Genomic DNA, 13,646 nt, shown 5'->3' on the forward strand with positions numbered 1-13,646 from the left:
AGAGGGTACATTCATAAAAAGAGATCCAAGGAGGTAGTAACCATGAAGAAAAAAATGCTGTTTACTGCAATCGGGATGGGAGTCACCTATCTGATGAAAAACAAAGATGCCCGTGACAAGCTCAAGCATAAGATACAATCTTTTACGAAAAAGAATCGATAATAAAAAGACTGCCGGAAGATCCGGCAGTTTTTTTGCGTGATAAGCCAGATTTACGTTAATTTCAACGCATCAAGCTAGTTGATATCTCACATTTATGGTAAGATAGCTAAGGACAATAAACCATACACAATCAATGAGAGAAGTGGGGGGCGAAATAAAACCCTGCTTCTTTTATTTTGAAGAAGATATACGCTATAGACAGCAAATAAGGGAGAACATAAATGCCTACAATTGTAGCAAAACCATTTGATCAAGACATGCAAGCCCTCTTAGGCGAAATCGCAACGGCTTATCATGCACCGGAGCTCAGCAAGAGAGAAAAGACGGAAATACCGGAGCAAATCTACATTATTGAGGCAGAAGATGCGATGGTGGGGTACGGGGTCGTATGGGAATACGAAAACGGGAAACAACTGATAAAGAAGGCGGAAAAAGATTATTTTAGCGATGATGAGAAATATTTGGAAAAGGACTTCTATATCGATATCAAAAACAAGAAGGACTTCATCTTTATAGAAGCGCTCGATGTGCTGAAAGAGTTCGAAAGCAAAGGTTATGCCGCTTCCTTTATTAATTGGCTCAAAGCGAAATACCCGAATAAAAGAATGTATGTCTATTCCTTAGAGAAATCTAGAAATTTCTGGTTTAAGCAGGACTTTGAGGTTTTGGGCAGCACCGTTTGGATGACTTATAATTAACCGTATGAATAAGCAGCTTGATTAATCATTTATGCTTTTTATAATGAAGGAGACAATATGACTTTTAACGATTTAAAGCTTACCCCCGCGATTTTGAAAGCGCTGGGTAAAGAGAACTATACGGCGCCGACACCGATACAGGAGCAGGCGATTCCGGTAGTGCTGGCAGGCAGAGACTTATTTGGCTGCGCGCAAACAGGAACAGGGAAGACGGCCGCGTTCGCCCTGCCGATTGTTCAATTATTAACTGAGCAGCAAAGCAAGCCGGGGCGGGTACGCCGTACGCGTTCCTTGATTTTAACCCCAACCAGAGAGCTGGCTCTCCAAATTGCGGATAATATCAAGGCATACGGACAATTTACCGATCTGCGCTGCTTGGCCATTGTGGGCGGCGTTTCACAGAAGGTACAAGAGCGTGCGCTTGAGCAAGGCGCAGATATTATTATCGCTACGCCAGGCAGACTGATCGATTTAATTAATCAGAAGTTTGTTGATCTGCAAGCTGTTCAAATTTTGGTGCTGGATGAAGCAGACCGGATGCTGGATATGGGCTTTATCAACGATGTGAAGAAAATCATTGCAAAAATGCCGAGCAAAAAACAAACCTTGTTTTTCTCAGCCACCATGCCGCCGGAAATATCCAAGCTCGTCAAAACGCTGCTGGTTAATCCCGTAAAGGTGGAGGTTACGCCGGCTTCTACAACCGTGGAGCGAATCGAGCAATCGGTTTATTTCGTAGAGAAAGCAAGCAAGCAAGGCTTATTGAATGAGCTGCTGAAGGATAAGTCGATCACGTCGGCGCTTGTCTTTACCCGCACCAAGCATGGCGCGGACCGCGTCGTTCGCGGGCTGACCAAAGTGAATATTACCGCACAAGCCATTCATGGCAACAAGTCGCAAAACTCCCGCCAGAACGCACTTCTTAATTTCAGAAGCGGCGCAACGAGAGTGCTGGTAGCGACCGATATCGCAGCAAGAGGAATCGATATCGATGAGCTGTCGCATGTGATCAACTTCAACCTGCCTAACATTCCAGAAACCTACGTGCACCGTATTGGGCGTACCGGCAGGGCTGGACTAAGCGGGATCGCGATCTCTTTCTGCGAGACAGAAGAGCGGCCTTACTTGAGAGATATTGAGAAAAAAATTAAAAAAACGATTCCCGTAGCCGTGGATCATTCTGATTCAATGCTGACCATATAGGTAACGACGATAGGCACACAGGAATACAATATTAGAACTAGGGGTGATCATTTGAGAAAGCAAAAGCCAATGTCATTTGAAGATCTGCTCAAGGAATTGCAAGGTCAAAAAGATGTGCAGGAGGATCCAAGCCATATCTCACTCGAAACGTTGTTTCATGAATCGTTCATGAGCAAGCATTCCAGCTTTAACAGCTTCGATGCGTTTCTGGAGAAGGGCAACTTCCAAGTGAAGACGCGTGAGGATATTAAGGACATTCCGGATGAGTTTTTTGACCGGCATGTGGCTCGGGAGACGGATTTTCCAAACTGGCAGACGATGCTGGATACTGCGACTTCGGAGTATTCGAGCAAGTAACTTTCCTGTAAAAGAGGGTCAGAGCAGCCTTGGCAAGAGGCGGCACTGGCCTTTTTTGTGTTTCGGGCAGTGCCGCACGTGTTTAAGTTAATAGGACTACATATTTCACAAATGAATACGGAACCTAAAAGAGGAGTTGGCAGGATGGGGGGACGAAATAAAGCTTATTTTAACATGATAAAAATACAAATAATATAAAACCCTTGACCCTGTACCATGGTACAGGGTTTATATTTTAATTGGAGGTGACGAAAATGGAGTATCGCTCTGGAGATATTTCTAAATTGTGTAACGTTAATAAAGAAACATTAAGATATTACGAACGAAAAGGTCTGATTCCTGAACCGGTAAGATCCGATTCGGGCTATAGGCTGTATCCGGAAGATACGGTAAACCGGATTTTGTTTATTAAACGCATACAGGAGCTTGGTTTCACCTTATCCGAAATTGATAAATTACTTGGTGTAGTTGATAAAGACGATGTGAGATGCGCCAATATGTATGATTTCGTTGTTGAAAAGCTTGAAGATGTTCAGTTAAAAATTAGAGACCTTCAACGAATCGAATGTATGCTAAAAGATTTAAAAGAACGTTGTCCCGATGAAAAAACGATACATGAATGTCCGATTATCGAAGCGTTGATTGATAATAACCAAAAGGAGAAGGAGTAAATAGTGCAATGGATGCAAAGCGCGATTGCTGCTCGGTTCCGCAACGAAAATGAGGTGAATGATTTTGAGAGAAAAAAAGACTAGCTTGGCAACGGTACTGTGTGATTCAAGATTTAATTCAAAAGGTAGAAGGGGTCGGCAATGCAGACATTGAACCTATGGGAAGCAAAGGGAAAGTTGCGATTTTCTTGATGATAAGAAAACCGATTTAAAACAGATTCAAACTTAGCGTGCAAAATATGGATTTGGTATAAAAGGAGCATAAAAAATGAAAAAATACCTAATTAACATTCAAGGAATGACTTGCACCGGCTGTGAAGAACACGTTGCAATAGCACTTGAAAACATTGGAGCTACGAATATTGAGGCGAGTTTTCACCGTGGAGAAGCCACGTTTGAATTACCTAACGAAGTACCAATCGAAACAGCCCAAAAAGCCATCAACAAGGCAAAATATCAATCCAAAGATGCGCAAGTTATCGAATCTCATGATGCTCCGGTTCTCGGGGATGAGGGCGACTATGATTTTCTGATCATTGGTTCCGGTGGGGCGGCGTTTTCCGCCGCGATTCAAGCAGTCGAACATGGTGCAAAAGTGGCGATCATTGAGCGAGGAACGGTAGGCGGAACCTGCGTAAATGTTGGTTGCATGCCATCTAAGACACTCCTTCGTGCCGGTGAAATCAATCATTTAGCCAAAATCAACCCTTTCTTGGGACTAACTACATCCGCTGGTGCAGTTGATTTGACTCAATTGGTTGAACAAAAAAATGAACTTGTAGCCAAAATGCGTGAACAAAAGTATGAACATTTGATTGGTGAGTACGGATTTGAACTCATTCGTGGAGAAGCAAAATTCGTTGATGAAAAAACCATTGAGGTGGGTGGACGAAAGCTTACGGCGAAACGATTTTTAATCGCGACAGGAGCTTCACCGTTTATTCCGGATATTACAGGGTTAAATAACATTGATTATTTGACAAGTACATCACTACTTGAGCTTAAACAATTACCCAAAACACTTGCCGTGATTGGCTCAGGTTATATTGCAATCGAATTAGGTCAACTGTTTCACAATTTAGGTACTGAAGTTACTTTAATTCAAAGAAGTCCGCGAGTCTTTAAAGAATACGATCCTGAAATCTCCGAAGCGGTGACTAAAGCAGTAACAGAGCAAGGGATTCATCTGATTACGGGTGTCACGTATGATCGGGTTGAGGCAACTGGCAACCTAAAACAAGTCCATATTTCCGTAAATGGTGAAAAGAACGTCATCGAAGCGGAGCAGCTGCTTATTGCGACCGGTAGAAAACCAAATACCGAGGCACTCAATCTTCGTGCTGCGAATGTAATCATAGGTTCAAAAGGCGAAATCGTTGTCGATGATTTTTTAAAAACCTCAAATCCTAGGATTTATGCTGCAGGCGATGTTACGATGGGGCCTCAGTTTGTGTACGTAGCAGCTTATGAAGGGCGCATCGCGGCGGATAATGCAATTGGTGGGTTAGAGCGGAAAGTGAATCTTGAAGTTGTTCCTGGAGTGACGTTCACGTCACCATCGGTTGCTACCGTAGGGCTTACGGAAGAGCAAGCCAAAGCAAAGGGGTATGAGGTGATAACTTCTGTTCTTCCATTGGATGCGGTACCTAGAGCGCTTGTAAATCGTGAAACAACAGGCGTTTTTAAATTAATTGCTGATTCCAAGACGTTAAAGGTGCTCGGTGTTCATATTGTCGCTGAAAATGCTGGAGATGTGATTTACGCCGCAACACTTGCAGTCAAATTCGGATTAACAGTGCAGGACCTACGAGAGAGCCTTGCACCGTATTTGACAATGTCTGAAGGTTTTAAATTGGCAGCTATCACTTTTGATAAAGATGTAAGCAAGTTATCATGTTGTGCGGGATAAGATAAAGGTTAATAACACCGACTAGCTATTGATAAACTAGTAAAATAAAGTATTAGATTATCGTTCTGGACTTTTCTATTCAACAGACGAAGCAAAAACTTGGACAATAAGCGCCGCGGCGGGATTAAACGAAGAGCCAACCGCTCTTGCCGTTCACCCGACAGATGAAAAGTCTATTGCAATAGGAACAAAAAGCGGTCTGCTTCTTTCGAATGATTTTGGTAACCGCTTTGAATAGCTGTTGCCCGGCTTATTTATTACTTCTTTGAACTTTAGGGAAAATGGGGAATTATTAATCACCGGCGCAACAACCCGAATCTTATAAAAACCAATTTAACTTCGAATGAGAAAAAGGAAATGAAATTGCCAGTCTTAGATAATGATGATGCTGTGTCCTATATGGCTCAAAATCCAAAAGATGCAAATGAAATTGCCGTAGCTACCTTTAAAAAGGACGTTTATTTGAGCAAGGACTTAGGATTGAATTGGACGAAAATTGCCGATAAAGGTAATGGTATATATTGAAGGAGTGGGTGATATGATGGGTGGGATGATGAGTTATTCATCGATGATGTGGATGTGCGTCATGATGATATTCGCCGCACTCGCTTTTGTAGTTGTGCTTGGTATTACAGTTTATTTGGTCATTCGCTTGTTGATGAGAAATAGCAGGGTGACAGATCGCCCATTGATGATTCTGAAAGAACGTTACGCAAGGGGCGAAATCAACGTAGACGAGTATAAGGAAATGCGAATGGCTTTAAACGATTGATAGGGGGCAGATGCAATTTCTGTCCCTCATTTTTTCAGATTCTTCGGTATTACGTTGTTGGCTTCACAATATCAACAAAACTTTCGGGTATGATTGATTTGGCAAGTCTAAGCTTGTCAAATTATATATCGGAGGGTGTAAGATGAAGAGGATCCTTGCATTATTTGCTTTCGTGGCCATGCTATCTTTTGGGGGAACGGTGTTTGCCAATGGTGCAGATGTCGCAGACTGCGCTAAGATGAGCAAAGGAGAGTGCATATCCTTGTGCGCTCGTGAAATGAAGCGCGGAGTTTCCGAATGCGCCACGTCTCTTTCTGAAATGACGGATTGTCCAATGTGTTAACGAAAAAACTGCCCAATAGGGTACTGAAAAAAGCTGTGATTTTCTATTCACTATAGAGAACCACGGCTTTTTCCATGCCTAATTCTTTTAAACGTTAAATAGCCCCCACCTTGTCATCAAGATGAGGGCTAAGATAAGCTTAGTCCGAGCGTCTAGGCTCCGACTTCATCGAATTCGATGTGCAGCTAAGCAAGGATAGAAAGCTCGTCGTCATCCATGACGATACGGTAGACCGAACGACGAAGCATACAGGAGCCGTTGACGATTATACGCTGGGCGAGCTGGAAGATATGGATGCAGGGAAAAGCTCAAACAGCGATAAGAAGGACGAAAAGATCTTGCCCTTACAGGATGTCATGGACCGTTTTGCCGAGAAAATGGCGATGTTGATCGAGATTAAGGATTCGAAGCTCTATCCAGGCATAGAAGAGCAGGTGGCTGAGGTCGTACGCAGATATGAGCAGCGTTTGAACACAACTGATTTAGATGGCACAAGGCACTTGAAAGGTATAGGGGAAATCGAGAACAGCGCAGGCATCATCATCCAACCTTATGATTTCGAATCGACGCGTCTCATTCACAACCTGCTGCCGAACATTCCCGTCGCAGCGCTGATTCACGAGGATCAGCATCCTTTGTCGGACGATACGCTCGATGTGCTGGCTTCGTTCACGGCATACATTCATTATCCGAAGGAACTACTTGATGAGCAGATCGTCCAGAGGATCCATGACCGGAACCGGAAGGTGATCGCATGGACGATCCAGAGCGATGAGGATATGGAGCGGATGAAGAAGCTTGGGGTGGATGGGGTGATTACGGATTATCCGGGGTGATGGGGGATAAAATGAGGTTAAGGGACTAATTCGCGGTTAACGTCGCAACTTCGGGAAAGTTTGGACTTCCGGCCGCTGTTGTCTCCTGATTTCTTTCATTTTACCACTGCCTGTGGTTGAAATCCGGAGACAAAGGCGAACGCTGACGCTCCTCCAGTTCCAAAACTCCCCTTCGTTACTACTCCCTAGTTGTTCAATTCTTAAATCATTTTATTTAGGTGAGTTCCAGAATGTGGTACGATTATTACCAGATTGATTTGGACAATTTTATAGAAGTTTGAAAGAGCGAATGTGAGAGTAGTTTAAAACTTGCCTGGAGGTAATTTTCATGATAGTGGTTCAATGCACAAAGATACTCGCTGCCGAGCTTCAAGTACCGTTATCCGCGGTGCAGCCAAGCTTTGATAAATCGATATATGGCTGGCATGCACATTTATTTATATGCAAACGGAAAAAATGCATTTTGATTATGAACAATGAATCCAGATATAACTTTGTCATTTATGGATTAGTGAAGGCTGATTTTAAGCGTTTGGATCAATTAATTATAGAGCACATACAAGAGAATTTGCGTCTAGACGGGGCAGATCAACAACTTATAGATGCATACATAAACGGGATTACAGGATTCAGCTATACTCCAACCAGCAATAGAAGTATTATTAGCCAAATCAATGAGATGATCATGGTTGCGGGGGATGAACTGGTGTATAATTTGTATCATTTTAATGATCCTAGGCTTGAGAGCGTTAACCGGATGATGAACAGATATGTCTTTTTGAAATTGCCGCTGACTTATTCAGGTAAGACAATGATGGAGTCGTTGGGGAAGTTAGTGGGTGGAGAATAGCTCGGGTGCAAGAGTAGCCGGAGGAATTATTTTATGAAGCAGCTGTAATGGTTTTGAAGTGAAATATACGAAAAAAATTAAGCTTAGTCGAATTAATGGCTAAGCTTTTTCTTTTTATAAGAACAATTATTCCTTGAGAGAGCATTGACCAAATCGTATGTTGAATTTTTATCAATAGATGGATGAGAGAGGATGATACATATGGGTACAGCACTTAAAGCAACAGCTGCATGGAATAAAAAGTTTTGGCCTACGGGAGGAGAGGAGAGGGCATTTTTGCTAATAGAGCTTACTGGAGAAGCAAGGGAACGTTCAATAGCCGAGCGCCAATAAATTTGTCTATCGTTTTAGAGCGGAGAGGCTCCATGGAAGGCGCTCCGCTTGAATATAGCAAGAAGGCTTGTCAGTTCGCCACGGATCAATTGGATAGGAATGACCAATTAAGCATAGTTGTCTTCGATGATCAGGTTCAAACGATGTTCGCCCATCAAAATGCAATGCAAGGCGTTGATGAAGCAAAAAAAATGATTGCAGCAGGGCATTCAGCATGTAAAGCATGGTCAAGAGCAGGGAAGCGTGAATCGGGTATCCGATGGTCATGCAAACGAAGGGATTACGGACAGATCGAAGCTGCTTTCTATCGCTTCGGCCAGATGCCTGAAGGAAGTATTCTTCTCTTGCCCAGTGAAGTAAACGAGCGAGTTTGTACTGTGCGAAGTTTATTGCGAATAATTGGAACAAACTGTTGGGGCAAGTTTGTTTCCTTTTTTAGCTGTTACAGCTATGATATAATGTTGACAAGATTATAAATCGGAAGGAGGCTGTCATTGCTATGTCCATACCGAAAAAAATGGATAAACAAACAGCCAACGAACTGCGTTCCTTATTGTCGAGAATGAACGTGACTCAGAGTAAAATTAAAATTAATATGGAAAATAACACCATAGAAATCGAAGATGACTATTCCATAGACGATATTCTTGAATCTGCTGGTTCTTTAACCCCGGAGCAAGCAAAAGAATTGACCGAAGAGATCAAGAAAATGCGTGAACGTGGATGATCTATATTTGCAAAATTGAACTGGATGATATGGCTCCGAGCATATGGCGTCAATTTCAGTTTCATCCGGAGATTACGTTTCATCAGCTTCATAAAATCATACAAGTGATGATGGGCTGGGAGGATTACCATTTGTATGAGTTTCATATCGGTGGACAAGTCATTGGTTTGCCCGACCCGACATTCGAGGATATGGAAACACGTGAAGTGCTGAATGCGCGGAGAGAAAAGGTGACCAAGTATTTGCAAAAGGAAAATACGGAATTTTCCTACATCTATGATTTTGGCGATAATTGGCGGCATACGATTAAGCTAGAGAAAGTAGATACGTCAGCATCTGCGGATGTCTCTCCCATTTGTTTAGGAGGAGAGCGCAGCTGTCCGCAGGAGGATGTTGGCGGCGTATGGGGTCATCAGAATATGATGGAAGCGCTGCTTAATCCGAATCATCCGGAACATGGCGAATTTAAAGAATGGCTGAAAGAAGGATATGATCCTGAGACTTTTCACTATGACGAAGTAAATGACAAGCTTCGCGAGCGGAGAAACAAGCTAATACCGAAATCACTTATTCCGCAAGCCGAAGATAAAAAACCGGTAAAGCTGACCAAGACGTCTCTGAACAAGTATTTGAAGCGAATGGGACAGGAACAGTTGATGGAACTGGTAAAAGAATGCTATGGCGCCAGCAAAGACATGGAGCGGTTTCTCACCGTCAAAATGTTGGGGGAAGAAGCGGTAGAGTCGCTATTTCATGAATATCGCAAAAAAGTTGAACATGAATTTTTTCCTCAGCGCGGCCACGGAAAGCTGAAGCTGCAGGAAGCGAAGAAGGCAATATCCGAATTCGAAAAACTGACGGGCAGCGAGAAATACAGTTTTGAGCTAAAGCTGTTCTACGTCGAGATGGGCGTTTCTTTTACCCTTACCTATGGCGATATCGACGAGCGGTTTTACGAAAGCATGGAATCGATGTATGCAGATGTGGTTCAGACGGTAAATTTTGATGATACTGCCGAACTGTTCGAAGAATACGAGGAACGAATTTGCTCGATCGTGTTGGATACGAACGGAATCGGTTGGGGCTTTCACGATACTTTGTCCTATATGCACGCTCAAATAAGATGGATTTAATGGCATTTAATAAAGCGAGAGAAGATGTTTGCCGCCGTTTAATGCTAAAAGTGGACTGCTCATGACCGAGCAGTCCATTAATTATTAATAGGTTAGTAACCGGAAAGATGGACTGATGGAGATCTAAAATGCTGAGCAGAACTTCAATCAAAAAAATAGGCAATGCAATCTTGGGTTCAACCTCGCAGCACGCGGGGTTGAGCCCTTTTTTGAGTACTTTCCTCCTGTTAGATTTCTTCCTTTGTCCCATATTGAATTCCTCCATCATTTATTAATGAGGTTTTCTCTGTGTCCATCTATTCGGGGCAAGGTTAGTGCACTATCCATTTTGTCCAGCGAGTTTTAAGCGGCAGACTGCCGGCGAATAAATACCTTAACGTATTGTTATCGATGTTTAGTCTTCGTTATATAATCCGTCATCCTGAATCTGTATATTTGTATTGAAAGCGCATACAAAAAAGTTTATTCGGGAGGGTTAAGTATGAGAATGTTCAGAAAACGCTGGCTGGGTCAGGGATTAAGTATTGTGCTTGCTGCAACGATGCTGGCAGCGTGCTCGAACGGCGGGCAAACAAGCAATACGGCAGCGGGTAAAGAGAATACAGCGAAAGATAACGTAAATAACGCCGCGCCGGCTGCAAAACCGTTTGAAGGCAAGAGTATCACGGTAGTAACCGCGAACCACCCTTGGGGAGATGCGATTAAACCTTTCATTCCCGAGTTCGAGGCTGAGACGGGGATGAAAGTAAAAGTTGAAAGTTATTTTGAAGACCAGTTGACACAGAAGCTTACAGTCCAGTTCACCACGGGCTCCAATACGCCGGACGTGTTCATGTATCGCCCACTCCAAGAGGGCAAGCTGTTCTTCAAGAACGGCTGGGTACATCCTTTGGATGATTACGTGAATAAAGATCCCGAATACGATTTCGCCGACTTGTCCAAATCAGCTGTCGGATCGGCGACCGTTGACGGAAAGGTTGCCGGCATTCCAATCATTACAGAGCAGGAAATCTTATACTACCGTAAGGATTTGCTGGAAGCGGCAGGGATCGCGGTTCCGAAAACGATTGATGAATTGGTTACGGCGGTTAAACAGCTTCATGACCCTGGAAAAGAATTGTACGGTTTCGTAGCCAGAGGACAGCGCTCGCCGCTGGTCACGCAAGTATCTTCATTCTTGTATTCCGAAGGCGGAGATTTCACGAACGGAGATAAGGCGGCGATCAATACGCCGGAAGCGATTAAAGCTTTTACAACCTACGGTACCTTATTGAAGGATTACGGCCCTCCAGGCGTACTTAACATGTCATGGCCGCAAGCGATCGGCATATTCGCGCAAGGCAAGGTAGCTTTCTATACGGACGCGAACTCGATTTATAAGAACGCAACGGATCCTGCAAAGTCGCAAATCGCCGATAAAATTGGATTTGCGCCGTTCCCGGCCGGTTCGGCCGGCTCCAAACCGTATAACATTACTTCTTGGGGACTGGCTATGAATGCGAATGCAGTCAATAAGGAAGCGGCATGGGCATTCATAGAGTGGGCGACTGGCAAGGAAATGGTCCTGAAAACCCAGCAAGCAGGCAATCCCGGAGCCCGTTCTTCGGTATGGGATAACCCTGAGGGTACAACCGGATTTCCGTCCGAGCTGGTAGATGTCATCAAAGAAAGCGTGAAGGGCGGTGTCGACCATGACCGTCCGACCGTCATTAGTGTCGGTGAAGCTCGCGATGCGGTAGGCGAGATCGTTCAGCAGATCATGACTGGAGAGAAGGACATTCAATCGGTTGCCGATAAAGCGAATGAAGCCTTGCAAGTGATTATCGATAACGAAAAAACAAAATAAAGGCGAGGGCGGTCTTACCATCAAAAGGGTCATTTCGTGGCCCTTTTGATTCATGATTTTGAACTGGGGGGAAAGGGGAGTTTCATATGCAGTACAACTGGTTTGACCGAAATTTGAAATGGATCTATACGATGCCTGCAGTGATATTCGTGTTGATCATGATGGTATTCCCGATTCTATATACCGTACGGATAAGTTTCTTTGAGTGGAGTATGTCAGCGATTACGCCTCCAAAGTGGGTCGGTCTCGACAACTACATGACGCTCTTGAATGATACCCGGTTCTGGGGAGCGGTACGCTCCACGATGTATTTTACGGTTGCGGCGCTTGCTGTTGAAGTCGTGTTAGGTGTTGCCATTGCCTTGCTGCTTACCCGGGATTTTCGGGGCAAAAATCTGATGAAAACAATCTTCCTTCTGCCAATGGTGTCAACTCCGGTTGCGATGGGGTTGGTGTGGCAGTTGATTTATGAACCGACAATCGGCGCGGCCAACATGATATTGAAAGCGGTCGGATTGAAGCCGCAGCTGTGGCTCGCTTCCCCCGATCAGGCTATTTCTTCGCTTATTATCGTTGATGTCTGGCAGTGGACGCCGATGCTTGCCCTTATTGTTATGGCGGGGCTGGCTACGATTCCGACTGACCCCTATGAAGCGGCTGACGTCGACGGGGCTGGCAGATGGAGAAAGTTTATTTCGATTACGCTTCCGCTATTAAAGCCAACGATCATGGTTGCCGCGATGCTGCGCTTGATCGATGTGTTAAAAACATTTGATATTATTTATGCGACAACGCAGGGCGGACCGAATCTAGCTACCGAGACGTTGAACATTTACGGTTATGTATTAGGTTTTCAATACTTTAAGCTGGGAATGGCTTCCTCGCTTCTTGTCCTATTCTTCGCGTTGGTCATGGGCATGACGATCGTTATGATCTGGATGCGCAAAAGAATGGAGGGGCGTTATGAATAAGCATAAGAAGATAGCAAATCTGATTTTCGGCGGTTTAACCATTATCGTGCTGCTTTTATTCGCTTTTCCTTTCTTCTGGATGCTTCTGGCTTCTTTCAAAACGCAGGGGCAAATCATGTCGACGGATCAGTTGTTTGTGTTTAAGCCTACGATGAACAATTACACGGATGTATTCAAGGAATATGACTTTCTGAAATACATCTTAAATAGTTTCGTGGTCGCGCTAGGATCGACGCTGTTCGCTCTGCTGCTAGGGCTGCCGGCTGCTTACGCAATCGCCAGGCATAACCTTCAAAAGCTGGGGCTTGTCATACTCGTAGCCCGGATTATTCCCGGAATCACCTTCTTGATCCCCTGGTTTATCCTATTTTCGAAGCTTGAGTTGATAGACACATTCCCGTCTTTGATTCTCAGTCATATGCTCGTGGGACTGCCATTCATTATTTGGATCATGATTTCCTTCTTCGAAGCGCTTCCTACCGAAATCGAGGAATCGGGTCTGATTGACGGTTGTACGCATCATCAAGTTTTTATGCGAATCATTTTACCGATTTCCGGCCCCGGTATTATTACGTCGTCCCTGCTTTCGTTCATTTTCTCATGGAATAACTTTATGTTTTCCATCATTCTTGCCGGCGATAAAACGAAGCCGCTTCCGGTGGCGGTATTCAATTTCATGTCCTATTCGGAAATCAATTGGGGCGGGCTAATGGCTGCAGCATGTATTATCACCCTTCCCGTACTCATAATCGCACTGCTTGCACAGCGTTATGTCGTCAGCGGTTTGGCGGCCGGCGCCGTGAAGGGCTAGACGCCGTTTGAATTCATTAAGGTT

At 44.2% G+C, this 13,646-nt stretch carries 14 protein-coding genes and 1 pseudogene; all 15 read left to right on the plus strand.

Features of this window, described 5'->3' with window-relative positions; all coding sequences use genetic code 11:
* Positions 1 to 383: 383 nt before the first annotated feature.
* The 15 genes and pseudogenes from RCO25_RS05510 to RCO25_RS05580 all read left to right on the plus strand — a co-directional run bounded on the left by RCO25_RS05510 (position 384) and on the right by RCO25_RS05580 (position 13,622).
* Complete coding sequence (locus RCO25_RS05510; protein WP_308995124.1) at positions 384 to 860, plus strand: GCN5 family acetyltransferase; 477 nt, start codon at positions 384 to 386, stop codon at positions 858 to 860.
* Positions 861 to 917: 57 nt separating this feature from the next.
* The gene (locus RCO25_RS05515; RefSeq protein WP_483874704.1) at positions 918 to 2,063 is read left to right on the plus strand and encodes a DEAD/DEAH box helicase; all 1,146 of its coding nucleotides are present in this window, start codon (positions 918 to 920) and stop codon (positions 2,061 to 2,063) included.
* 69 nt (positions 2,064 to 2,132) lie between these two features.
* Positions 2,133 to 2,420 carry a hypothetical protein gene (locus tag RCO25_RS05520; protein WP_308995167.1) on the plus strand — a complete coding sequence of 96 codons (288 nt, stop codon included), beginning with the start codon at positions 2,133 to 2,135 and terminating at the stop codon, positions 2,418 to 2,420.
* Between the two features lie 254 nt (positions 2,421 to 2,674).
* A complete protein-coding gene (gene merR, locus RCO25_RS05525; RefSeq protein WP_308995125.1) occupies positions 2,675 to 3,091 on the plus strand; it encodes a mercury resistance transcriptional regulator MerR in 417 nt (138 codons plus the stop codon).
* A gap of 268 nt (positions 3,092 to 3,359) precedes the next feature.
* Positions 3,360 to 5,000 carry a mercury(II) reductase gene (gene merA, locus RCO25_RS05530; RefSeq protein ID WP_308995126.1) on the plus strand — a complete coding sequence of 547 codons (1,641 nt, stop codon included), beginning with the start codon at positions 3,360 to 3,362 and terminating at the stop codon, positions 4,998 to 5,000.
* A gap of 357 nt (positions 5,001 to 5,357) precedes the next feature.
* On the plus strand, positions 5,358 to 5,525 hold the full coding sequence (locus RCO25_RS05535; RefSeq protein ID WP_308995127.1) for a hypothetical protein: 168 nt from the start codon (positions 5,358 to 5,360) through the stop codon (positions 5,523 to 5,525).
* A gap of 13 nt (positions 5,526 to 5,538) precedes the next feature.
* The gene (locus RCO25_RS05540; RefSeq protein ID WP_308995128.1) at positions 5,539 to 5,772 is read left to right on the plus strand and encodes an SHOCT domain-containing protein; all 234 of its coding nucleotides are present in this window, start codon (positions 5,539 to 5,541) and stop codon (positions 5,770 to 5,772) included.
* A gap of 507 nt (positions 5,773 to 6,279) precedes the next feature.
* Positions 6,280 to 6,951, plus strand: a pseudogene (locus RCO25_RS05545) (glycerophosphodiester phosphodiesterase); the annotation flags it as partial.
* A gap of 328 nt (positions 6,952 to 7,279) precedes the next feature.
* Positions 7,280 to 7,801 carry a DUF6933 domain-containing protein gene (locus RCO25_RS05550; RefSeq protein ID WP_308995129.1) on the plus strand — a complete coding sequence of 174 codons (522 nt, stop codon included), beginning with the start codon at positions 7,280 to 7,282 and terminating at the stop codon, positions 7,799 to 7,801.
* Between the two features lie 365 nt (positions 7,802 to 8,166).
* Positions 8,167 to 8,610, plus strand: coding sequence for a hypothetical protein (locus RCO25_RS05555; protein ID WP_308995130.1), 444 nt, complete (start codon positions 8,167 to 8,169; stop codon positions 8,608 to 8,610).
* 23 nt (positions 8,611 to 8,633) lie between these two features.
* Complete coding sequence (locus tag RCO25_RS05560) at positions 8,634 to 8,861, plus strand: hypothetical protein (protein WP_308995131.1); 228 nt, start codon at positions 8,634 to 8,636, stop codon at positions 8,859 to 8,861.
* Positions 8,858 to 9,994, plus strand: a complete 1,137-nt coding sequence (locus RCO25_RS05565; RefSeq protein WP_308995132.1) for a DUF6155 family protein — start codon at positions 8,858 to 8,860, stop codon at positions 9,992 to 9,994. Before RCO25_RS05560 ends, RCO25_RS05565 begins: the two co-directional genes overlap by 4 nt.
* 487 nt (positions 9,995 to 10,481) lie before the next feature.
* Positions 10,482 to 11,840: an ABC transporter substrate-binding protein gene (locus RCO25_RS05570; RefSeq protein WP_374992065.1), complete on the plus strand. Its 1,359-nt coding sequence runs from the start codon at positions 10,482 to 10,484 to the stop codon at positions 11,838 to 11,840.
* Positions 11,841 to 11,926: 86 nt separating this feature from the next.
* Positions 11,927 to 12,811 (plus strand): carbohydrate ABC transporter permease, encoded by an 885-nt coding sequence (locus RCO25_RS05575; RefSeq protein ID WP_308995134.1) that lies wholly within the window; start codon positions 11,927 to 11,929, stop codon positions 12,809 to 12,811.
* On the plus strand, positions 12,804 to 13,622 hold the full coding sequence (locus RCO25_RS05580; protein WP_308995135.1) for a carbohydrate ABC transporter permease: 819 nt from the start codon (positions 12,804 to 12,806) through the stop codon (positions 13,620 to 13,622). Before RCO25_RS05575 ends, RCO25_RS05580 begins: the two co-directional genes overlap by 8 nt.
* Positions 13,623 to 13,646 lie beyond the last annotated feature (24 nt).

The organism is Paenibacillus sp. LHD-38 (assembly GCF_031157315.1).
Taxonomy (GTDB): domain Bacteria; phylum Bacillota; class Bacilli; order Paenibacillales; family Paenibacillaceae; genus Pristimantibacillus.

Excerpts from the sequence above, each read along its gene's own strand:
- RCO25_RS05510 (WP_308995124.1), top strand. The coding sequence starts at position 384 with ATGCCTACAATTGTAGCAAAACCATTTGATCAAGACATGCAAGCCCTC.
- RCO25_RS05515 (WP_483874704.1), top strand. The coding sequence starts at position 918 with ATGACTTTTAACGATTTAAAGCTTACCCCCGCGATTTTGAAAGCGCTG.
- RCO25_RS05520 (WP_308995167.1), top strand. The coding sequence starts at position 2,133 with ATGTCATTTGAAGATCTGCTCAAGGAATTGCAAGGTCAAAAAGATGTG.
- merR (WP_308995125.1), top strand. The coding sequence starts at position 2,675 with ATGGAGTATCGCTCTGGAGATATTTCTAAATTGTGTAACGTTAATAAA.
- merA (WP_308995126.1), top strand. The coding sequence starts at position 3,360 with ATGAAAAAATACCTAATTAACATTCAAGGAATGACTTGCACCGGCTGT.
- RCO25_RS05535 (WP_308995127.1), top strand. The coding sequence starts at position 5,358 with ATGAAATTGCCAGTCTTAGATAATGATGATGCTGTGTCCTATATGGCT.
- RCO25_RS05540 (WP_308995128.1), top strand. The coding sequence starts at position 5,539 with ATGATGGGTGGGATGATGAGTTATTCATCGATGATGTGGATGTGCGTC.
- RCO25_RS05550 (WP_308995129.1), top strand. The coding sequence starts at position 7,280 with ATGATAGTGGTTCAATGCACAAAGATACTCGCTGCCGAGCTTCAAGTA.
- RCO25_RS05555 (WP_308995130.1), top strand. The coding sequence starts at position 8,167 with ATGGAAGGCGCTCCGCTTGAATATAGCAAGAAGGCTTGTCAGTTCGCC.
- RCO25_RS05560 (WP_308995131.1), top strand. The coding sequence starts at position 8,634 with ATGTCCATACCGAAAAAAATGGATAAACAAACAGCCAACGAACTGCGT.
- RCO25_RS05565 (WP_308995132.1), top strand. The coding sequence starts at position 8,858 with ATGATCTATATTTGCAAAATTGAACTGGATGATATGGCTCCGAGCATA.
- RCO25_RS05570 (WP_374992065.1), top strand. The coding sequence starts at position 10,482 with ATGTTCAGAAAACGCTGGCTGGGTCAGGGATTAAGTATTGTGCTTGCT.
- RCO25_RS05575 (WP_308995134.1), top strand. The coding sequence starts at position 11,927 with ATGCAGTACAACTGGTTTGACCGAAATTTGAAATGGATCTATACGATG.
- RCO25_RS05580 (WP_308995135.1), top strand. The coding sequence starts at position 12,804 with ATGAATAAGCATAAGAAGATAGCAAATCTGATTTTCGGCGGTTTAACC.